At 36.8% G+C, this 19,248-nt stretch carries 26 protein-coding genes and 1 riboswitch; of the genes, 14 read left to right on the forward strand and 12 right to left on the reverse strand.

All coding sequences use genetic code 11. The features are described 5' to 3' along the window. Position 1 precedes the first annotated feature (1 nt). The 7 genes from RBH95_RS02665 (at position 2) to RBH95_RS02695 (ending at position 6,664) form a co-directional block, all read left to right on the forward strand. A complete protein-coding gene (locus RBH95_RS02665) occupies positions 2-766 on the forward strand; it encodes a geranylgeranylglyceryl/heptaprenylglyceryl phosphate synthase (protein WP_307901195.1) in 765 nt (254 codons plus the stop codon). A 46-nt stretch (positions 767-812) separates the two neighbouring features. Next, positions 813-1,073 (forward strand): thiamine-binding protein, encoded by a 261-nt coding sequence (locus tag RBH95_RS02670; protein WP_307901196.1) that lies wholly within the window; start codon positions 813-815, stop codon positions 1,071-1,073. Continuing rightward, a complete protein-coding gene (pnuC, locus tag RBH95_RS02675) occupies positions 1,057-1,689 on the forward strand; it encodes a nicotinamide riboside transporter PnuC (protein ID WP_307901197.1) in 633 nt (210 codons plus the stop codon). Before RBH95_RS02670 ends, pnuC begins: the two co-directional genes overlap by 17 nt. Further along, positions 1,650-2,213, forward strand: coding sequence for an ATP-binding protein (locus RBH95_RS02680; RefSeq protein ID WP_307901198.1), 564 nt, complete (start codon positions 1,650-1,652; stop codon positions 2,211-2,213). The genes pnuC and RBH95_RS02680 overlap by 40 nt, the downstream gene beginning before the upstream one ends. After that, positions 2,213-3,778 carry a DUF4301 family protein gene (locus tag RBH95_RS02685; protein ID WP_307901199.1) on the forward strand — a complete coding sequence of 522 codons (1,566 nt, stop codon included), beginning with the start codon at positions 2,213-2,215 and terminating at the stop codon, positions 3,776-3,778. Before RBH95_RS02680 ends, RBH95_RS02685 begins: the two co-directional genes overlap by 1 nt. Beyond that, on the forward strand, positions 3,768-4,178 hold the full coding sequence (gene arfB / locus RBH95_RS02690) for an alternative ribosome rescue aminoacyl-tRNA hydrolase ArfB (protein ID WP_307901200.1): 411 nt from the start codon (positions 3,768-3,770) through the stop codon (positions 4,176-4,178). Before RBH95_RS02685 ends, arfB begins: the two co-directional genes overlap by 11 nt. Positions 4,179-4,230: 52 nt before the next feature. Continuing rightward, positions 4,231-4,322: riboswitch (TPP riboswitch) on the forward strand. 146 nt (positions 4,323-4,468) lie between these two features. Next, positions 4,469-6,664, forward strand: a complete 2,196-nt coding sequence (locus tag RBH95_RS02695; protein WP_307902218.1) for a TonB-dependent receptor — start codon at positions 4,469-4,471, stop codon at positions 6,662-6,664. Positions 6,665-6,741: 77 nt separating this feature from the next. On the opposite strand, the gene RBH95_RS02700 is transcribed toward RBH95_RS02695, so the two are convergent. Next, positions 6,742-7,173 carry a hypothetical protein gene (locus RBH95_RS02700; protein WP_307901201.1) on the reverse strand — a complete coding sequence of 144 codons (432 nt, stop codon included), beginning with the start codon at positions 7,171-7,173 and terminating at the stop codon, positions 6,742-6,744. 248 nt (positions 7,174-7,421) lie between these two features. On the opposite strand from RBH95_RS02700, the gene greA reads away from it, so the two are divergent. Both greA and RBH95_RS02710 read left to right on the forward strand, forming a co-directional pair. Beyond that, a complete protein-coding gene (gene greA, locus RBH95_RS02705; RefSeq protein WP_053976903.1) occupies positions 7,422-7,898 on the forward strand; it encodes a transcription elongation factor GreA in 477 nt (158 codons plus the stop codon). Between the two features lie 88 nt (positions 7,899-7,986). Beyond that, complete coding sequence (locus RBH95_RS02710) at positions 7,987-8,376, forward strand: HIT family protein (RefSeq protein WP_307901202.1); 390 nt, start codon at positions 7,987-7,989, stop codon at positions 8,374-8,376. Positions 8,377-8,380: 4 nt separating this feature from the next. On the opposite strand, the gene RBH95_RS02715 is transcribed toward RBH95_RS02710, so the two are convergent. Further along, complete coding sequence (locus tag RBH95_RS02715; RefSeq protein WP_307901203.1) at positions 8,381-8,737, reverse strand: hypothetical protein; 357 nt, start codon at positions 8,735-8,737, stop codon at positions 8,381-8,383. Positions 8,738-8,747: 10 nt separating this feature from the next. Further along, complete coding sequence (locus RBH95_RS02720; protein WP_307901204.1) at positions 8,748-9,899, reverse strand: HAMP domain-containing sensor histidine kinase; 1,152 nt, start codon at positions 9,897-9,899, stop codon at positions 8,748-8,750. Positions 9,900-10,021: 122 nt separating this feature from the next. Between RBH95_RS02720 and RBH95_RS02725 the strand changes: the two genes are divergently transcribed. From RBH95_RS02725 to aat, 3 genes are all read left to right on the forward strand, one after another. Further along, positions 10,022-10,891, forward strand: coding sequence for a flavin reductase family protein (locus tag RBH95_RS02725; RefSeq protein ID WP_307901205.1), 870 nt, complete (start codon positions 10,022-10,024; stop codon positions 10,889-10,891). Positions 10,892-10,942: 51 nt separating this feature from the next. After that, complete coding sequence (locus RBH95_RS02730; RefSeq protein WP_307901206.1) at positions 10,943-11,314, forward strand: DUF3127 domain-containing protein; 372 nt, start codon at positions 10,943-10,945, stop codon at positions 11,312-11,314. Between the two features lie 302 nt (positions 11,315-11,616). Then, on the forward strand, positions 11,617-12,255 hold the full coding sequence (gene aat / locus RBH95_RS02735) for a leucyl/phenylalanyl-tRNA--protein transferase (protein ID WP_307901207.1): 639 nt from the start codon (positions 11,617-11,619) through the stop codon (positions 12,253-12,255). A 37-nt stretch (positions 12,256-12,292) separates the two neighbouring features. On the opposite strand, the gene RBH95_RS02740 is transcribed toward aat, so the two are convergent. Continuing rightward, entirely contained in the window at positions 12,293-12,856 is a 564-nt protein-coding gene (locus tag RBH95_RS02740; protein WP_307901208.1) for a DNA-3-methyladenine glycosylase I, read from the reverse strand. A 93-nt stretch (positions 12,857-12,949) separates the two neighbouring features. Here RBH95_RS02740 and RBH95_RS02745 point away from each other — a divergent pair, with 93 nt between their 5' ends. Then, positions 12,950-13,567: a thioredoxin family protein gene (locus RBH95_RS02745; protein ID WP_307901209.1), complete on the forward strand. Its 618-nt coding sequence runs from the start codon at positions 12,950-12,952 to the stop codon at positions 13,565-13,567. A 62-nt stretch (positions 13,568-13,629) separates the two neighbouring features. Next, a complete protein-coding gene (locus tag RBH95_RS02750; RefSeq protein WP_307901210.1) occupies positions 13,630-13,764 on the forward strand; it encodes a hypothetical protein in 135 nt (44 codons plus the stop codon). 81 nt (positions 13,765-13,845) lie between these two features. On the opposite strand, the gene RBH95_RS02755 is transcribed toward RBH95_RS02750, so the two are convergent. The 8 genes from RBH95_RS02755 to RBH95_RS02790 form a co-directional block, all read right to left on the reverse strand. Then, positions 13,846-14,535 carry an ATP-binding cassette domain-containing protein gene (locus RBH95_RS02755; protein ID WP_307901211.1) on the reverse strand — a complete coding sequence of 230 codons (690 nt, stop codon included), beginning with the start codon at positions 14,533-14,535 and terminating at the stop codon, positions 13,846-13,848. Positions 14,536-14,874: 339 nt separating this feature from the next. Continuing rightward, positions 14,875-15,339, reverse strand: coding sequence for a hypothetical protein (locus RBH95_RS02760; protein ID WP_307901212.1), 465 nt, complete (start codon positions 15,337-15,339; stop codon positions 14,875-14,877). Positions 15,340-15,393: 54 nt separating this feature from the next. Next, complete coding sequence (locus tag RBH95_RS02765; protein ID WP_307901213.1) at positions 15,394-15,858, reverse strand: hypothetical protein; 465 nt, start codon at positions 15,856-15,858, stop codon at positions 15,394-15,396. 108 nt (positions 15,859-15,966) lie between these two features. Further along, positions 15,967-16,407: a hypothetical protein gene (locus RBH95_RS02770; RefSeq protein ID WP_307901214.1), complete on the reverse strand. Its 441-nt coding sequence runs from the start codon at positions 16,405-16,407 to the stop codon at positions 15,967-15,969. Positions 16,408-16,425: 18 nt separating this feature from the next. Beyond that, positions 16,426-16,701, reverse strand: coding sequence for a hypothetical protein (locus tag RBH95_RS02775; protein ID WP_307901215.1), 276 nt, complete (start codon positions 16,699-16,701; stop codon positions 16,426-16,428). Positions 16,702-16,924: 223 nt separating this feature from the next. Continuing rightward, a complete protein-coding gene (locus RBH95_RS02780) occupies positions 16,925-17,641 on the reverse strand; it encodes a hypothetical protein (RefSeq protein WP_307901216.1) in 717 nt (238 codons plus the stop codon). A gap of 54 nt (positions 17,642-17,695) precedes the next feature. After that, positions 17,696-17,989, reverse strand: a complete 294-nt coding sequence (locus tag RBH95_RS02785) for a hypothetical protein (RefSeq protein ID WP_307901217.1) — start codon at positions 17,987-17,989, stop codon at positions 17,696-17,698. Positions 17,990-18,193: 204 nt separating this feature from the next. Next, positions 18,194-19,099, reverse strand: a complete 906-nt coding sequence (locus tag RBH95_RS02790; protein ID WP_307901218.1) for a hypothetical protein — start codon at positions 19,097-19,099, stop codon at positions 18,194-18,196. Positions 19,100-19,248 lie beyond the last annotated feature (149 nt).

Consider the following 19,248-nt stretch of genomic DNA (forward strand, 5'->3'; position numbering starts at 1 on the left):
GATGATTTATAAGGATATTTTAATAAGAAGCGCCGCAGGCGAACGATTGTTGGCAGTGTTGTTGGACCCCGATAAACTCCAAATTGATAGGGTTGCCACTTTGATGGAGAAGATTAACAAATCTATCGCCACCCATATTTTTGTTGGCGGGAGTGAAGTTGATGAACATGTTACGCCAATTTTGGTGGCAGAGATAAAGAAGCATACTTTATTACCTGTTATTATTTTTCCCGGGGACGTTTCCCAAATTTCAGAACAGGCAGATGCCCTTTTGTTTTTATCCTTAATTTCAGGAAGAAACCCCGATTACCTTATCGGGAAACAAGTGCAGGCGGTTCAAAAGTTGAGAGATGCCAATTTGGAAATCATCCCTACAGGCTATTTACTTATTGAAAATGGAAAGGAAACAGCAGTTCAGCGCGTGACACATACTTTGCCAATGCCCAAGAAGAATGTTCAGGACATTGTAGATACGGCCAAAGCAGGGGAGTTGTTGGGGATGAAATTGATCTATTTGGAAGCAGGTAGTGGAGCCATGCATTCTATTGATGCCGATATTATCAAGAAAGTAAAAGAGGATTTAAGGATTCCTTTGATTGTTGGAGGAGGCATCAGAAATATGGATGCCTTAGGTCAAGCCTATAATGCAGGTGCCGATATGGTTGTGATTGGAACGGCTTTCGAACAAGACGAGACCTTTTTTGAAAGACTTCAGCAAAAAGAAACCATTCTAGAAATACCAAAACCGTTGAACGGATTTGGTTGAACAAAAACATAACTATAAATAAGCCCTTTTAGGGAATTAAAACACCATGAAAATTTCAGTAGAATTAACGTTGACGCCGCTTCAAGATAATTACGAACCGGCTATTATTCACTTTATAAAAAAACTGCGAGCTTCAGGGCTTACCGTTTTGGAAAACCCTTTGAGCACTCAAGTGTATGGCGATTATGATGAGGTGATGAGTTTGTTGACAAGCGAAATCAAGGAAGCTTTTGAATTGATAGAACGAGGATTGTTGTACATGAAAATTGTGAAATCCGACCGTCACGACTATGAACCACATTTTTGATTTTTTCATAGATCCCTATCGTGGTACTCCTGCATTGTTTATTGTCTTGGAAGCCATTGCCTTTGTCTTCGGGATTTTAAGTGTTTACTATGCCCAAAAGGAAAATATTTTGGTGTATCCAACAGGCTTGGTGGCAACGGTAATCACGGTGTACCTATTGTGCAAGGCTGGGTATTTGGGAGACATGATGATGAATTTCTACTATTCGGTGATGAGTATTTACGGATGGTGGAACTGGGCCAGAAAAAAGGAGGACAAGCATGTAGTGGCTATATCCAGAACCAATACCAAAGAAAAATTAATTGGAGTGGGCATGTTTTTGTTGACAATGTTGGTGACTTATTTGGTCTACACGGCTTATGGTTACCAATTGGAAATTCCTAACTACATAGACATTTTTACTTCTGGTATTTTCTTTACAGCAATGTGGTATATGGCCATCAAGAAACTGGAGAATTGGACCCTTTGGATTTTCGCCGATCTTATTACTGTACCGCTGTATGCCTATAGAGGTTTAGGGATGTTATCTCTACAGTACCTCATTTTTACGTTTTTAGCAATTCAAGGATATCGCCAATGGAAGCAGAGCTTAGACAACAAGATTCAAACTGTATAAAGATCGTGCTTTTTGGTCCTGAATCGACAGGAAAGACAGTGTTGGCACAACGCTTGGCCAAGCATTACAATACGCTTTGGGTCCCTGAATTTTCAAGAAGTTATGCTGAAGAAAAAATGAAAAAGGGAGAACTACTCACTGAAGACGATGTGCTACCCATTGCTATTGGACAAATAAAACTGGAAAATGAACTGACTTCAAAGGTTGAAAAACTATTGATTTGTGATACCGATTTATTGGAGACAAAAGTTTACAGTTCAATATATTATGGTGGTTTTTGTCCAGAGGTTTTAAATAAAATAGTTGGAAAGAATCAGTATAATCTTTATTTTTTGACTAATATTGATGTACCGTGGGAAGCGGATGACATTCGTGGCAGACCTGATGATAGGGAGCGCATGTTCAAAGCTTTTGAAACGGCTTTAAGAACGCATAACAAACCATATGTTTTACTAAAAGGTTCTGAAGAAGAACGTTTTAAAATTGCAGTAAAGCATATTGATAATCTATTAAAACATTCTTGATGAAATTTTCTGAAGCAGATTTAGAACAGATAGAAAAAAAGGGACTTACCCTAAAAAAAGTAAAACACCAAGTAAAAATATTTAAAAATGGGCTTCCGTTTACCCATCTTGTAGCTGCTGCTACCATTGGAAAGGGCATTACAAAGCTTACTCCAGAAGAAGAAGGGGCCTACATTAAAGTTTTTGAAGAAAAAAAGAATGAGAGTGATTTGCTCAAGTTTGTACCTGCTTCGGGTGCTGCAACTAGAATGTTCAAGTTTTTATTCCAGTTTGTTCAAGATTATGATCCTGAAGAAGAAAGCTTAAATTCTTATATTAACAATACAGAAGGTAAGGATCTCTCGCTGTTTTTTCTTGGACTTAAAAAATTTCCGTTTTACGATGAGGTAAAAGCAAAACTTTTGGAGGTTTATCCAAACTACGAAAAAATGTCCAGAGATGAAAAGTCTTGGTTGTTTGTAAAAGCTATGTTGGACGAGGATATGTTGGATTATGGTAACTATCCAAAGGGATTGTTGCCGTTTCACGAATATAAAAACAAGGTAATTTCAACTGCTTTTGAAGAGCATTTGTTTGAAACCGCTCTGTATTCCTCAGATAATTGCAAAGCAAAATTGCACTTTACCATTTCAGAAAAATATAAAGACAAGTTTAAGGACGAGTTTGACAGAATTCAACAAAAAGTAGAGACCAAAACAGGGGTGAAGTTCGAAATATCTTTTTCCTATCAAAAGGAATCTACCGATACTGTTGCAGTAACCCCAAAAAACAAGTTGTTTAGGGAAGAGGATGGTTCTTTGTTGTTTAGACCTTCTGGTCATGGTGCCCTTATTGAAAACCTAAACGATCTAGAGGCCGATGTCATTTTTATGAAGAACATCGACAATGTGGTGGTTTATAAATACAAGGAAGAAGTCGCGAAGTACAAAAAAGTATTGGCTGGAATTTTAATGGAGCTGCAAGAGCAGGCCTTTGCTTATCTAAGAAAATTGGATGAAGACAATTTAGAGGAGAAGGATCTGAAAGAAATTGCCAAATTCTTGAGCAAAAAAATGGATGTCAAGATTTCTCCAGAATTCAAGAAATATAAATCTAAATATCAAAAAGAGTACCTTCAGGAAAAACTTAACCGTCCTATCCGTATTTGTGGAATGGTTAAAAATGAAGGGGAACCAGGAGGAGGTCCTTTTTGGGTAAAAGATGAAGATGGGGTGATTTCACTTCAAATTGTAGAGTCGGCCCAAATTAATATGAAGGATAAGCAGCAAAAATCCATTTTAAAGAAATCTACACATTTCAACCCTGTTGATATTGTGTGTAGTGTTAAGAATTATAAGGGTGAAAAATTTAACTTGACCCAATATGTCGATCCTTCGGCGGCCTTTATTACCGAAAAAACCAAAAATGGTAGAAACCTCAAAGCTTTGGAACTCCCAGGGCTTTGGAACGGAAGTATGGCCAATTGGAACACCGTGTTTGTGGAGGTGCCATTGATAACCTTTAACCCAGTAAAAACGGTGAACGATTTGTTGAAAGCACCACACCAAGTTCTTAATGGACATTAATCAGGAAGCACTTATTTCAGAACTGACCTTTAAGGCGGTTCGTAGTTCAGGATCGGGAGGGCAACATGTTAATAAAGTCGCTACTAAAGTGGAGCTGTTTTTTGATGTGATGGCCTCCAAGGTTTTGGAGGAAGATGAAAAACAGCGGGTGCTTGAAGCGCTTTCCAATAGGGTGAACAAAGGGCAGGTTTTGTTATTGTATAGTGACGACAGCAGGAGTCAATTCAAAAATAAAAACCTTGTTATCCAGAAGTTCTTGAACCTGATAGAAGAGGCTTTAGAGGCGCAAAAGGAACGTGTGCCGACCAAAATTCCAAAAGGCGTCAAGAAAAAGCGACTTCAGGACAAACGGAAACAGTCTGAAAAAAAGAGTTTTAGGAAACCGCCTAGCTTGAATTGAAAATATCTTTGTTTAGGTAGGTTAATTCTCTATTCTTCCCTAAATTTGCAGCGTTCTCAAAAAGGGGTGCCTAATATCGGCTGAGATCATACCCATTGAACCTAGAACAGGTAATGCTGTTTAGGAATGAAGCGTTAAAAATGTCTGCAGGCATTTTGTACCGGTTAACCAAAATTAGTAAGGTAACAAAATTTTAACGCATGGTAATCGAAGCATTTGCTTCAAAATCTATTGTAAAACAACAAAAGAATAATGACCTCTTTTTATTCGATTATGATTTTTTAATCGATATGAAAAAACTATTTCTTTTTTTAACACTTTTGGTGCTATCAGTCACCGCAAACGCACAGGAACAACAGCAACAACAAACAAAAGATTCTACCGAAGTTGAAAAACTGGACGAAGTTCTGGTAAAGGCTGTTAGGGTAGAGGCTTCATCTCCAATCACACACTCCAATGTTACCAAGGAGCAGCTTGAAAAGCGCAATTTGGGACAGGATATTCCGGTGCTTTTAAACTATTTACCGTCGGTAGTAACCACAACCGATGCCGGAGCAGGAATAGGATATACCTATATTCGTGTACGTGGTATCAATGCCCAATCTACCAATGTGACCATTAACGGAATCCCTTATAACGATGCCGAATCTATGGGGACATTTTGGGTGAATTTGGGAGATTTTGCCTCTTCAGTAGAAAGTTTGCAGTTACAGCGTGGCGTGGGAACTTCCACCAATGGTTCTGGGGCTTTCGGAGCTAGCATTAACGTGCTGACCGATGCTGTGTCAAAAGACGCAAGTGCCGAAATTTCCAATTCCTTCGGAAGTTATAACACACGCAAACATACGGTGAAGTTCAGTACTGGATTGATGAACGATCACTTTGAGTTTGCAGGCCGTTTGTCGAAAATTAAATCGGATGGCTATATTGATAGAGCTTCTTCCGATTTGCAATCTTACTTTCTGCAGGGGGCTTATGTAGATGGTAAAACCTTGATTAAAGCCTTGGCTTTTGGAGGAAAGGAGAAAACCTATCAGTCTTGGAATGGTTTGGAGGATTTGGACCTATTGGAAAATGACAGAACCTTTAATACGGCAGGAATGTATTTTGATGCCGATGGGAACATGCAATTTTATGACAATGAGGTAGATGATTATAAACAGGACCATTACCAATTGCATTGGAACCAACGTTACAATAACCATTGGTCTACCAACCTAGGTTTAAATTATACCTATGGTCGCGGGTTCTTTGAACAATACAAGGAAGATGAAGATTTTGCCGATTACGATTTGACGGAAATTCAAATTGGAGGGGAAACCATCAATACCACAGATTTGATTCGTCGTCGTTGGTTGGATAACGACTTTTATGTGGTGAATGCCAATGTCAACTATAAAAATGATGCTTTAAATATGACTTTGGGGACGTCTTATAGTTTTTATGATGGCGACCATTTTGGAGAAATTATTTGGGCACAGTATGCAAGTGATAGTGAGATACGAGATCATTATTACGATGGTAATGGAAAGAAAGGCGATTTTAGTGTGTTTGCCAAGGCTACCTATAGGTTTAATGAGAAGTTGAGCCTTTATGGCGATGTTCAGGTTAGAAATGTAGATTACACAACATCGGGCTTGACCTCTGATAGAGTGCCTTTTAATGTGGATGAAAATTATACGTTTTTTAATCCAAAAGCAGGGGTGACCTATAAGATGAATGACTATAATAACTTGTATTTTTCTTATGCTAGAGCCAATAGAGAGCCTAACAGAGACGATTTTGAAAACAATGCCACTGTAAAACCTGAGCAGCTTAACGATTTTGAATTGGGTTGGAGACACGACGCTCAAAAACTGAGATTGAATGTGAATGCCTACTATATGCTATACAACGAACAATTGGTACTAACAGGTAATTTGGACGATGTAGGGAACCCAATTAGAACTAATAGTGGGGATAGTTATCGATTAGGGTTGGAAGTGGAAGCAGCCGTAGCTTTGTCTAAAAAGTTTTCTATTCAGCCTAACTTTACTTTGAGTTCCAATAAGAATAAAGAAACTTTTGCTTCCTTAGATGGGGAATTGGTCAACTTAGGAAAAACAAACATCTCTTATTCACCAGAGTTTATTGCGGCCAATGCTTTAGTGTTCCAGCCAATGGCAAACCTACAAATGTCTGTATTGAGCAAATATGTTGGGGAGCAGTACATGGGAAATACTGATGCTGAGAATTCAAAATTGGACAGCTATTTTGTAAACGATTTCAACATCACTTACGAGCTAAAAACGAAATCAATCTTTAAATCTATTTTGTTTACAGGATTGGTGAACAATATTTTCAATGAAAAGTATGTGTCTAATGGGTATTACTACACTTACGATGATACTTGGTCTGATCCAAACCAAGTAACCACCATTGAAGGTGCTGGCTATTATCCACAGGCTACCACTAACTTTTTGTTGGGAGTGACCTTGAAATTCTAAAAACGTATCTTTTAAAAACTAAAAAAGCCAAAACGAGATTTAAGTTTTGGCTTTTCTATTTCAAATTGGAGAGTTTTTTAATTGTAAACGTACAGCATGTTGCCACTTTGTTCCACTACATACATCCTAAGTCCACAAGGTAATTCGGAGTTGTAAAGTGGTTGTCCAGTAATTAAGCTATAGGTATTGGCATCGGTGCAGCCACAAACACCTTCAATGCCATCAATGCTCAAAGTTGAACAATTGCTCACGGTGTGGTTGGGATCGGCGGCATCAAAAGCCATAAATCCAAAACCAGTATTCACCACAAAAAAGCCTCCAACACCACCTTGGTTGCCCACATAAACAGGATTGCTTGGAAATTGCAATTGGCTGTACTGGGGTAAGTTCATATTAAGGGAGGCATTTACCCCAACATTAGGTAGGAAATTACATTCGTTTTGGTCGTCGTTACCACCACAGGCTACCAATAAAGGTAGTAGGGTTAAAAAGGTTATTAGTTTTTTCATAGCTGTAAAATAGAAGTGCAAATTACGATAAAATTAAGGCTTTCTGTAGGCCTTGCATATGAGCTCTTTAAAAATTTAACGAATAATTATAAAGTACCACCTACTTTGAACTCCCATTTTTTTAGTTACCTTTAGACCTAGTTAACATTTAAAAAAATTGTGTAAATTTGTATGTAATCTCGTGCTAGCGGGATTTTTTTTATGCTGAACGAACTTCGGCTACAGTTTACAATTTAAATAATGAAGTTATGAGTAAAGTATCTTATTACACTGCGGAAGGACTGAAGAAATTGAGAGATGAGTTAAGACAACTTAAGGATATAGAACGCCCAAAAGCCTCTCAAGCTATTGCTGAAGCAAGGGACAAAGGAGATTTGAGTGAAAATGCCGAATATGATGCCGCTAAAGAGGCACAAGGTTTATTGGAAATGAAAATTTCCAAGTTGGAAGATATTTTGGCTGGAGCTCGTTTGATTGACGAATCGCAATTGGATACCTCTAAGGTATTGGTCCTCTCAAAAGTGAAAATCAAAAACCAAACCAATGGTATGGAAATGACCTATACCTTGGTTGCTGATGGAGAAGCCGATTTGGCTTCCGGTAAAATCTCTGTAAACTCTCCAATTGGTAAAGGGTTATTAGGGAAATCTGTTGGAGAAGTTGCAGACATTCAAGTGCCAAATGGCGTTATGAAATTTGATATTCTAGAAATTTCAAGATCATAGGCGGTCTCGATAGGCCAGTTTAAAATTTAAGTAAAAGATTCCCGTTCTGCGGGAATCTTTTTATCTTTAAATCTAATTCTTTAAAACAATGGCATCAATATTTACAAAGATTATCAACGGAGAGATTCCGTGCTATAAAGTGGCGGAGACTGATGAGTTTTTGGCTTTCTTGGACATCAATCCCAATGCCAAAGGACATACCTTATGTATTCCCAAAAAGGAAGTCGATAAGATTTTCGATTTAGATGAAGCTACCTATATGGGGCTGATGGCATTTTCAAGACGTGTAGCCATTGCACTGGAAAAGGCAGTTCCTTGTAAACGTGTAGGCGTTTCGGTGATAGGTTTGGAAGTGCCACATGTGCATGTACACTTAATTCCGTTAAATAGAATGGATGATGCCCGTTTTCTTTCCAAAGAAACCTTGCAACCTGAAGAATTTGAGGTAATTGCCAAGGCCATTGCCTCGCATTTGTAATTCATTAGTACTTGTCAAAAACTCCAAATACGTAAAGGATAATAGCCAAAATTAGTAAGATATCTATGCTAATGAGAATCCAAGATAGTTTGGTAAGCTTTACAGATCTTGGTTTGGCAGGTGTGGCACGCTGTTGGTAGGCGAATACCTGCTCTATTTCATGGGTCCACTGTACAGGATAGATTTCGTTGTTACAGGTATGACAGTAAAGGGTATGTGTAGTATCTTTGGTGACAGCCTTGTAAAATGCATTTTCAACCAACTTTTGCTTAAAGGTTAAATGCAATCCTTTAGTAGAATAACACTCGGGGCAATTGTTGTTAAGATCAACTTCTTTTAGGGTGAAAAATGATGCGCTCATAAACTCAAATTTACGAAAGAATTTTTAAACTTATTTGCATGGTCGTGCCCTTGCCTATTTCCGAGTGTAGGACCTTTATTTTGCCGTTATGGTAATCTTCTACAATGCGTTTGGCTAAAGATAGCCCAAGTCCCCAACCCCGCTTTTTGCTGGTGTAACCAGGTTCAAAAATTTGATGGAACTGCTGTTTAGAAATTCCTTTTCCGGTATCGCTAACATTCACTTTTACATGTTTGGCATCTTGCTCTATGGCAATGCTTAATTTGCCTTTGCCTTTCATGGCGTCAATAGCATTTTTCACAAGGTTTTCTATGGTCCAGCTGTAGAGTTGCGAGTTGAGGTCTACATAGATTTTATTGTTTGGGGCAGAGATATCAAAATCAATGAGTTTTGAAGAACGCGATTTTAGATAGGCGTAACTGTCTAGAGTTTCTTGAACAATATCTGTTTTTGAAAGGGTAGGAACCGAACCTATTTTGCTAAAACGCTCAGTTATGGTTTGGAGACGTTGTATGTCTTTTTCCATTTCCATGATATAATCTGGGTCTACATTTTCGGACCTTAAAATTTCTATCCATCCTACAAGTGAGGAAAGTGGGGTGCCTATTTGGTGGGCCGTTTCTTTGGCCATTCCCGTCCAAAGTTTGTTTTGTTCGGCATTTTTGTTGCTTCGGTAGAAAAAATATACCACGGCACCAAACAAAAAGATGATGAGCAACAGTGCCATAGGGTAGTACTTCAGTTTGTTCAACAAGGGAGAATTGCCGTAGTACAAAGTAGAAAGGACTTTGTTTTTATAGCGAATTTCGATGGGTTGGTTTTCGCTTTTAAACTTTTCTATCAGTGATTGAATATATAAGGAATCCTGAGCCTTGGTTTCATCAATATTATTATAGGTAATACCTTCTAGACTTACCAATATCATGGGGGTTGTGGTATTGCTCTTTAAAATTTCCAAGGGCAGTTCGCCAACATTGGATTTTAAATCGGTAACCTTGCTCACTTCTTCCTGTGCCAAAGACCAATTTTCCATTTTGGTGCGCTCTTCGGCCTTAAAGTTTTGAAAGAATATATAGGTGTTCCAAAGGATGAGAGAAATCGTTACAAAAGACACAACAATGATGGTCCAACGTAAAATGTTTCTATTGGTGGATAAGGTCATTCTAAAATTTTTGTAATTCTAAATATAATGGAATTCTGTTAATAATATTGTGCGTTAAGGGTTTCAAATCATTTTTATTCCTATGCTAATATGGTTACATTTGTGCCAAATCAATTAAGCTTATGATCTCATTTAGCCCAAAGGACATGTCTACTGCAAAAGTGCACGGGTATCTGTTAAGTGCCGTGGCACCTAGGCCAATAGCATTTGCCAGTACCATTGATGAGGAGGGTAATCCTAATTTGTCACCTTTCAGTTTTTTTAACGTGTTTAGTGCCAATCCGCCGATATTGATTTTTTCGCCAGCACGTCGGGTTAGAGATAATACGGTAAAGCATACATTGGAAAATGTGGAAGCTGTTAGGGAGGTAGTGATTAATGTGGTGAATTACGATTTGGTTCAACAGACCTCTTTGAGTAGTACCGAATACGATAGGGGTGTAAATGAGTTTGAAAAAGCGGGATTGACCATGCTAAAATCTGATGAGGTAAAGCCTTTTAGAGTAGCGGAATCTCCTGTGCAATTTGAGTGTAAGGTAAACGACATTGTAAAGCTGGGGAATGAAGGAGGTGCAGGAAACCTTGTGATATGCGAAGTAGTAAAATTTCACATATCAGAGGAGGTCTTAGATGAGGAACAGCGTATAGACCAGGATAAATTGGACTTGGTTGCCAGAGCCGGTGGGAGTTATTACAACAGAGCCAAAAGTGGCTTTTTTGAAATTCCAAAGCCATTACAAACTTTAGGAATTGGTGTTGATGCCCTTCCCGAAGAAGTTAAGAACAGTATGATCTTGACAGGTAATGATTTGGGAATGTTAGGTAATGTGGAACAATTGCCCTCGGCAGAAGACATCGAGGCCTTTGTTAAAGATATTAGTGAACGCTACCCAAACATAAAGAGCATGACCCATCGCGAAAAGCATAAATTGGCACAAAACTATTTGAGTTTTGGAGATGTGGCCAGTGCATGGAAATTATTGCTATCTTAACGGTTTGGCAGGATTATAGAAAAATACAAATTAGAATAAATAGTAAGAAGAATGGAAATTCAGGGAAAAATTAAAATGATTGGAGCAACCCAAACTTTTGGTAGTAACGGGTTTAGAAAAAGAGAGATTGTAATTACTACAGAAGAGCAATATCCACAACACATTATGGTGGAATTTGTACAGGATAAAACCGACTTATTAAATACTTACCAAGTAGGGCAACCCGTAAAAATTAGCATCAACCTTAGAGGAAGAGAGTGGGTAAACCCTCAAGGGGAAACCAAATATTTCAATTCTATTCAAGGATGGCGTATTGAAGCTGTACAGGCAGATGCTGGTAACATGCCGCCAATGCCTCCAACAGATGCTTTTGAGCCTGCAGGAAACCTTAACGAAGAGGAACACGACGATTTGCCATTCTAGAAGATTAGAATGTAAATTTTAATTTAAGAACCCCACTTTTAGTGGGGTTTTTTGTATGTTGAAATCTATTGCAATTCTTTTCGAAGCCGTTAAAAAGAATGTATTTTTAAGGAAACTCATAAAAAAAGCTCCGAGAATTTCAGAGCTTTAGTATTGTGGTTTTAGGTGTGGCCTTTCAATAAGTAGTTATCAAAATGCAATGATGAATAAATAATTTATTGTACAGGCCATATCAAATGTGATAAAAATTATTGAGTTTTAAAAGGAAAATTGTGTGAATATTCACGAAAACGTTATAGTAAATGGTAAGTATTCTTACAGGAGAACTGAAGTTTCCGAGCGTAAGCGAGACCTCGCCTGAGGGGCTTTTGGCCATAGGTGGTGATTTGTCAGTAGAACGATTGCTCTTGGCCTATCGCAATGGTATTTTTCCATGGTTTGATGACGACGATCCTATTTTGTGGTGGTCTCCAGATCCGCGTTTTGTGCTTTTTCCAGAGCGTTTAAAGGTGTCTAAGAGCATGAAGCAGGTGCTCCGTAATACAGACTTTGTGGTTACGGTTAATAAAGCGTTTAGGGAAGTGATTACCTCGTGTTCTAAAATAAAGAGACATGGGCAGCCTAGTAGTTGGATTACCCAGGATATGATTACCGGATATATGGCCTTGCATGAATTGGGTTATGCAAAATCGGTGGAGGTATGGTTGAACGGTGAATTGGCAGGAGGACTCTATGGCGTTGATTTGGGAAATGGCGTGTTTTGTGGAGAGAGTATGTTTACCAATGTGAGCAATGCCAGCAAAGCTGGATTTATCACCTTTATCCAAAATACCAATTATAAGCTAATAGATTGCCAAGTGTATACCAATCACCTCGAAAGTTTAGGTGCTGAGGACATGACTAGAGAGGAGTTTTTGAAATATCTAACAGGAGATGAATGAACGTCTGCGATGAACTTGACAAAACCTTCCTAACATTTTAAACTTCATGATACCTGAAACATTTGGTTTCATGGTCATTTACCATGCCGGTAGCTTGCATATGGGCATAGACTACCGTCGAGCCTACAAATTTAAAGCCTCTTTTCTTTAAGTCTTTACTAATAGTATCACTTAAAGGGGTGGTGGCAGGAGCCGTTTTGTAGTGTTCTATATTGTTGGTAATTGGCTGTCCATCTACAAAACCCCAAATGTATTTGCTGAAACTTCCAAATTCTTCCTGTACTTTCATAAATGCTTGTGCATTGGTGACCGTAGCTTTTACCTTCAATTTATTCCTGATAATTCCTGTATCCTGTAATAGGGATTCTAATTTAACCTCATCGTAGGTGGCAATGGCTTTATAGTCAAAATTATCAAAGGCTTTTCTAAAGTTTTCACGCTTTCTAAGAACCGTTATCCAACTTAGGCCAGCCTGAAAGGTTTCCAATATCAAAAACTCAAAAAGCTTGGCATCGTCATATACGGGGACACCCCATTCTTCATCATGATAGGTCTCGTAAAGAGGATCTCCAACGCACCATCCGCATCTGTGTTTTTCCATAGTAATTTTGATTGTAAAAAGAGCTAATTTATGTAACATCGGTTACCTAAAAATAGGCATTTTAGGCTTAATTTTGTCAAAAAATTTTAGAGTATGGATATATCACAAATTAACAAAGTAGACGAGATTGTCAAAGCGAGCTTGGCACAAGGTATAACCTATGAACAATATCGCGAAAAGGTCAAGGACCTGGTAGCTCAACAATCTACCTCTGGATTGGAACAATCTGAGGACAGAGTTAATTTTACAGTACTCAACGACCGCCGTATGAAACGGTGGGATAAAACCATAAAAGTACCCCAAGATATTCAGGAAGCTGTTTCTAAATTTCAAACTAAAGTAACTTGGTTGGTGATTACCGAAAGTTGGTGTGGTGATGCCGCTCACGTGGTGCCTGCCATTAATAAAGTGGCCGAACTAAATGATAATATTACACTCAAGTTGGTATTTAGAGACGAACATGAAGCCTTGATGGATGAGTTTTTAACCAATGGCGGACGCTCAATTCCTAAATTAATCATGGTTGAGGATGCTACAGGAGAGGTAATAAACACTTTTGGGCCAAGGCCAACTAAAGCCACCGAAATGGTGGAGGCTTATAAGGCTGAGCACGGTGCATTGACGCCTGAATTTAAAGAAGAATTACAGGTTTGGTACAATACCGATAAAGGACAATCTGTAATTAGTGATTTGGTACGGTTGTTGCTATAAGTTTATTAGAAGGTCAATTGAAATAAAAGTTGACTCAGCAACATAACCGTAATAGAATTTTAATGATGATAACAATAGTAATAGCAACAGTGGTTCTTTTAGGCTCTGTAACGGGCCTAGGAATGTATAAAACAAGAAAACAATTGGTGCCTCAAAGAGTACCAGTAAAGCATAAAGACAATAATAGTAGGTTTTAATTAGATTGGTTAATATGTGTAAAAAAGCCCCGCAGTAATGTGGGGCTTTTTTTGTACTACATTGTTTGTTAAGTTGTCAATTTACTGTTGTAGTTTTTGAATGTTTTCAAAGCTTCCTTCAGACATATATCCCAGGTTAACCAATTCGCTTAAATCTTGTATCGACTTTAAAAAGCCGTTTTGTAAATAAACAATGCGATCTGCCAAATGGATGACATTTTCATAATCGTGGTCTGTAATGATAAAACCTTTGGAAGATTTTAAATCGTTGATATAATCAATTACATAGGTTTTCATAATAGGGCTCAGTCCATTAAAGGGTTCGTCTAAGAGCACAAATTTGGCATTGGAATGTACCATCAGCAAAATTTCAACAATTCGTTTTTCGCCACCACTTAACTGCTGGTTCTGTTTACTTAATAAGGGTTGTATGTACTCATTTTCAAGTACCGCTGCTCTGTGTTCTTTAGCAAGAAACAAATGAATTAAAGATTTGATGGCAATATTGTTGGGTAAAAAGTTGTCTTGGGGCAGGTAATTGATCAATCCTCTGCCGTCGGCCACGCTTTTAATAATAGTGTTACCTATTCTTATAAATTTAAAGTCGGCTTTTTCAATACCAAAAACAATTTTAAGTAAGGTGGATTTGCCAGAGCCATTGCGTCCAATTAAGCCTACTGTTTCCCCTTCTTTACAGGAGAGGTATACATCGCTTAGGATTACTTTATGGTCGTAGGCTTTTGAAAGACTGTCTATGTGTAAATTACTCATAATATTGACAGTATTAAAAAGTTGATTAGCGCAACAGCAATTGTTGATCCCCACAACATGCTTTTTTTCAATCCTAAATTATAATAATAGTAGTATTGATTTTTGTCCTTTAGGTCGTAGAAGAAGAATTGCATCTGTGGGGCTGTAAACAAAAAACTCCACCCAATAGTTGTTAGTTCGCCTCCAAACAAAATGCCAAGTATAATGGCAATGGCATAGGCTATGAAAAAATGTTTTTTCTGAAATAACAAAAGGTTTTTTAAGAGTCTCAAGGTTTGTGGGAGTAATTGTATTGATTTGTAAAATTTAGGGGTAAAGCTGGATTGAAATGTTAATTGTCTAATATTTTAATTCCAAATCCAGTTGTCTGCCTTCGGCTTGAGCCTTTTTGTCTTTTTCTGTGCCAACGGCAATGCCCATAGCCATTCCTATGGGGAGGCCAATACCTAAAAATGCCATATTACCGAAACTGGTGCCAAAGACAACTCCAAGTGGAATCCCAAAAACAGATATTCCAATGGCTAACCATTTTTGACGGTAATAGTTTTTAGGTACTAATTGCAATTCTTTTTCCAGCAATGTCACAATCTTGGTCTGACGCTTTTTTAGTTGTATTCTCAAGGTTTTATCACTGTCGGGGAGGGTGTTTATGGCTTCAATATGTGTGTTGATGGTATTTATAATAGCCTCCGGAAGTTCTCTTTTTTGCAATTCGCTCAGGAGTTTTTCAAATTGAAGATAGACTTGTTCCAGTTTTGGGCTGTCTTTAATGGTAGTGCGTGGTTTAAGTGCCGTAAATGTCATTTAAAAAGTATTGGTTGTTGGGGCTAACCTTGACAATTATAAAGGTACTTGCCTTTAAATTCTCTTCAACTGATTTTGGTTTATAAAAAAGTCTTCGCGCTCTATGTTGTTTTCAAAGAAACTTATAAGCTCCGATTCTGATGTGAATTCCTTCTTATGAAGCTTATCATTCACTTCGGAAAAGGTTAGAGTGTTGTCCTGCACTGTAAAGCCATAAAACGTATATATGGTCTTGCCTCTGTTTTCTGTTTTAACATTCATGATGGAAACCCCTTTGATGGTCTTTTGATATCCCTGCAGTTCCTCTATTTCTTTACCATCTTTAATTGCTAATTTGTAGGTGGTGTCACTAGTTTTTTGAATAGTAATTTTTTCAACATCATTGTTTGTAATACCCCATTCTCCAATTAGTTCAGGGTTGATGTTTTCGTCGTTAGGCAATCCAAATTCAGATTCTATAGTACAGCCCATTAATAGGAGGAATGCTAGACATCCTAAAATATTTTTAACCGTATTCATAAGTTCTTTGTTTTGGTTGGTCCGCTAACTAAATTAATAAAAAAAAGACTTAAGACTTTGTAAATGTTAGAATTAATTCTAAAAAAGTAAACTGAGGAATCCTTCTTTTTAGTTCTTTAAATTCATGTTTAAGGTTCCAGATTCGTCAATGGCCTGTTTGCCACTTGCCGGTAAAGTGAATCTTAAATCAGTCCAAGCTGTTCCCTCTATACCTTTAAGTATATAGCTGTTTTCAGTTTTGGTTATTGTAAAAAGGAAGTTAGCTAGATTAGGTTCTGTATTTGGATAACCTTTACTCAATTGTGACATACCGTATTGGTCGACTGCTTGGGGTTGATTGGGCTTTAGGCTAAAAGATAGTTTAAGCCATGCTGTCCCTTCTATCCCCATTAGTTTAATACCGTTTTCTACTTCTTCAATAACAATTGTAAAATTCTTTAATGTTACTGGTTGATGTTCCTGAGCAAATGATTGGAAACTACAGAAGAGCGTTAGTAGAGCAATTAGTGTTTTTAAAAATTCGGGTTTCAATATTATCTGATTTTTCATTGTTCTCGATACAATTTTTTAAAAGAAACTTCCAATGGTAATCATTGTACAAATGGCTAAAGCCAATAGGCTAATAATGGTCAGTAAGTTTTTGTTGTTTTTTATTAAATACACTACCCCGATAATCAAGAACACAATTTGTGCAGCAAGAAATGGCAGTGTCAAAAGTTCTCTGAAAACACCAATTACAACAAAATCTATGTTATAAAAATTAATGAGCCAGATAAGACCAAAATAGGCCACAATTACAAAATTTATAATTGTTAAAATTCTATTCGTAATCAGGTTGCTCATGTTTCTGAAATGAGGAAGGTCTCGGGGGATTATGCGCAGATTGAATGTGGTTTTGGTGGTTTAAATTCCGATAGTTTACTTCCATTAGGAAACTAAGATAGTAAAATTAAGGGTTTTTTCCTACAGATTGATTAAGGGGAGTTTTCTTCTCAGTTGCTTTATGGTTATTATTTTTTTAAAAGGGATGTTTGGTTTTCATCTTAAAAGGATTTAGGCTTGTGTTTCATTCCATTTTCCCGAACCAATTGATGCTTCCCTTGTAATTGATTTGCTCGTTTTTGTATGTTCTATAAATCGGTTTGATTGCTGTTTTGTTAAGGAGTTGTTTGATGGAGTCTATGTCAGATTTAGCTATGTTTTTGTCGGCTACAAGGTTAAATTTCAAGAAAGGTTTTAATTCCTCTCTTGAATTTGTAACAAAGGCATCAACCTCATACTTCAAGTTGTTTAGGTTGGCAGATGTGTCGGTTTTAAGGGTTAGGGTATTGTTGTTGTAACCGGCGTAAATATTGAAAGCCGTATTATTTTCATTGAGATAGTTAAGTTTACTCTCGGTTGTTGGCAATTCAATTTCCATGTCTATCATTTTCAGGAAAAAAGCATACGGATTTTTTGCTTTGGTTAAGGTGGGGAGTACCGAAGCTTCACCCCCAATCAATTTAAGTTTTAATGTTTGTTTACGCTCATCAAGGGTGTAATTGTAGGTGATGCCTTCTTCTTTTAGATAATAGACATATATTTTATCTCTCTTGGTACTCCATTTTAAAGTTTTCTTTCCAAATTGGGTATAAAGAACCAAGGAATCTTTGTAAAACTGAAGGGCTTCTTCAATCCTGTTATCCTTTCCCGAATACCAATTCCCAATAAGTTTGTTTTCTTGTTTTGAAGCCGAACAGCCAATTAGTAGCAATAATGAAATATATGTAGAGATGTGCTTCATTCTAATTTAAGCCTGCAGTTTCACAACATCCAAGGGGTTTACTTATTTGATTTTTCAATTCTGGTCACTTGAAATTAAAATCCCTTCATCATTATAAGTTAGGGCAAATGAATTAAATACAATAATAAACTCATTGCCTTTTTGAAAATTTTCATAAGCAATCAAATTGTTATCAAGGAATTCAATAGCCTCTTTTTGAGATTTTTTTGAATCCAAAATCTGTTTGAATTGTAACATATCTTGATAATATTCATTGCAAGATACTATATAGTAATCCTGTCCAACGGCATTATCAATGGTTTGATAAACCCAAAAAGTATTTGAGATTATCAAAAAAAGCAATGTCATCCAAAACAGTATATTATAGGGTCTTTTCATCTTTACTCAAATGTGATATTACAATCTCATAAATCCAATTACTATCTTTAACTAGGCTTGTCTCCACCTACCTTAAGGTATACAATTTTCATTTGAAATGTGATATTATCTAAATGGAACTGTTATGGTTTTTTAGTTGAAAATATAGATGATTTATTGGGAGGTACTATTTTTTTATTGATATTCATAAACAGTAATAACTTTATAAGTTTCACCATTAGACGAAGTAATATTTTCAGTTTGTTTGGTTATATAATCATTAGAATCAAATTCGTAGTTAAATGTACCCGTAACAGAAGAGTTAAGTGTAAAATTATGTTTATAATAATCTAAAATATAGCTTTCACTAACTTCATGTGTTGCATATTGCCCTAAGCCAAACTGTTTGTCAAGAGAGCTGTTTGTTTTCCAATGGCTGCCAAATAAGTATTGGCTATACCTATACTCTTTAGACCCTATTTTGTTTAAATAATTATAAGTCTCTTCGTATATGATATTCTCCTCAGGGTCTTTTAAAATTTGTTTAGTCAAATTGTTGTTTGAATATTCAAAAAGCCTTGTATTCACTAGTTCGTTACCTATGTCAAACATTTTGTCTTCGGTTATAAAATTGTCGTTATTCAGTGATATGATATTTTTGTGAAATCCACCATCACTCCATGAATTTTCAGATTGAATTAAATTTCCGCTGTAAGCAAAGTTTTTTTGGCGGCTAACATTTGTAAGTGTATTGTTAGGGCTAGGGGTTACTTTCTTTTGCGTTAATTGGTTGAGGCTGTTATATGTGTAGGTAGTAGTCCATTCCCAATCATTGTTCGCATCAAATCCTAAAATTCGTTCAATGACATCTCCTTCGTAATATAAGTCATCATAACTGTCGTCAGAATATTGTATGTTAATTAATTTATCGTAATAAAAATTAAACTTAGTAGATGAGGTTAAAACATTGTTTGTGTAGTAATTTTTTGTAATAGAAATTAAACTTTGTGTAGTATTTGAAGGGCCACAGTCGTCATCAGATTTGCAAGAGGTTAGTAATAATCCAAATGACATGATAAAGAGTAAATTCAGCTGTTTCATTGCGTATTGGTTGGTTTAAGTTAATTTTAATGATGTTATAAATTAAATTAGTATCTATTTAATCTCCTATCTCCATCTCCCCTAAATATACGCTTTTTCATTACAAACACTAGCTTAACGGAACGGAGCTAACCTAAACTAAATACCTG

Source organism: Mangrovimonas sp. YM274 (assembly GCF_030908385.1).
In the GTDB taxonomy this organism is placed as follows: domain Bacteria; phylum Bacteroidota; class Bacteroidia; order Flavobacteriales; family Flavobacteriaceae; genus Mangrovimonas_A.

Coding starts and splice junctions, on each gene's coding strand:
- RBH95_RS02665 (WP_307901195.1), top strand. CDS start 2: ATGATTTATAAGGATATTTTAATAAGAAGCGCCGCAGGCGAACGATTG.
- RBH95_RS02670 (WP_307901196.1), top strand. CDS start 813: ATGAAAATTTCAGTAGAATTAACGTTGACGCCGCTTCAAGATAATTAC.
- pnuC (WP_307901197.1), top strand. CDS start 1,057: ATGAACCACATTTTTGATTTTTTCATAGATCCCTATCGTGGTACTCCT.
- RBH95_RS02680 (WP_307901198.1), top strand. CDS start 1,650: ATGGAAGCAGAGCTTAGACAACAAGATTCAAACTGTATAAAGATCGTG.
- RBH95_RS02685 (WP_307901199.1), top strand. CDS start 2,213: ATGAAATTTTCTGAAGCAGATTTAGAACAGATAGAAAAAAAGGGACTT.
- arfB (WP_307901200.1), top strand. CDS start 3,768: ATGGACATTAATCAGGAAGCACTTATTTCAGAACTGACCTTTAAGGCG.
- RBH95_RS02695 (WP_307902218.1), top strand. CDS start 4,469: ATGAAAAAACTATTTCTTTTTTTAACACTTTTGGTGCTATCAGTCACC.
- RBH95_RS02700 (WP_307901201.1), bottom strand. CDS start 7,173: ATGAAAAAACTAATAACCTTTTTAACCCTACTACCTTTATTGGTAGCC.
- greA (WP_053976903.1), top strand. CDS start 7,422: ATGAGTAAAGTATCTTATTACACTGCGGAAGGACTGAAGAAATTGAGA.
- RBH95_RS02710 (WP_307901202.1), top strand. CDS start 7,987: ATGGCATCAATATTTACAAAGATTATCAACGGAGAGATTCCGTGCTAT.
- RBH95_RS02715 (WP_307901203.1), bottom strand. CDS start 8,737: ATGAGCGCATCATTTTTCACCCTAAAAGAAGTTGATCTTAACAACAAT.
- RBH95_RS02720 (WP_307901204.1), bottom strand. CDS start 9,899: ATGACCTTATCCACCAATAGAAACATTTTACGTTGGACCATCATTGTT.
- RBH95_RS02725 (WP_307901205.1), top strand. CDS start 10,022: ATGATCTCATTTAGCCCAAAGGACATGTCTACTGCAAAAGTGCACGGG.
- RBH95_RS02730 (WP_307901206.1), top strand. CDS start 10,943: ATGGAAATTCAGGGAAAAATTAAAATGATTGGAGCAACCCAAACTTTT.
- aat (WP_307901207.1), top strand. CDS start 11,617: ATGGTAAGTATTCTTACAGGAGAACTGAAGTTTCCGAGCGTAAGCGAG.
- RBH95_RS02740 (WP_307901208.1), bottom strand. CDS start 12,856: ATGGAAAAACACAGATGCGGATGGTGCGTTGGAGATCCTCTTTACGAG.
- RBH95_RS02745 (WP_307901209.1), top strand. CDS start 12,950: ATGGATATATCACAAATTAACAAAGTAGACGAGATTGTCAAAGCGAGC.
- RBH95_RS02750 (WP_307901210.1), top strand. CDS start 13,630: ATGATGATAACAATAGTAATAGCAACAGTGGTTCTTTTAGGCTCTGTA.
- RBH95_RS02755 (WP_307901211.1), bottom strand. CDS start 14,535: ATGAGTAATTTACACATAGACAGTCTTTCAAAAGCCTACGACCATAAA.
- RBH95_RS02760 (WP_307901212.1), bottom strand. CDS start 15,339: ATGACATTTACGGCACTTAAACCACGCACTACCATTAAAGACAGCCCA.
- RBH95_RS02765 (WP_307901213.1), bottom strand. CDS start 15,858: ATGAATACGGTTAAAAATATTTTAGGATGTCTAGCATTCCTCCTATTA.
- RBH95_RS02770 (WP_307901214.1), bottom strand. CDS start 16,407: ATGAAAAATCAGATAATATTGAAACCCGAATTTTTAAAAACACTAATT.
- RBH95_RS02775 (WP_307901215.1), bottom strand. CDS start 16,701: ATGAGCAACCTGATTACGAATAGAATTTTAACAATTATAAATTTTGTA.
- RBH95_RS02780 (WP_307901216.1), bottom strand. CDS start 17,641: ATGAAGCACATCTCTACATATATTTCATTATTGCTACTAATTGGCTGT.
- RBH95_RS02785 (WP_307901217.1), bottom strand. CDS start 17,989: ATGACATTGCTTTTTTTGATAATCTCAAATACTTTTTGGGTTTATCAA.
- RBH95_RS02790 (WP_307901218.1), bottom strand. CDS start 19,099: ATGAAACAGCTGAATTTACTCTTTATCATGTCATTTGGATTATTACTA.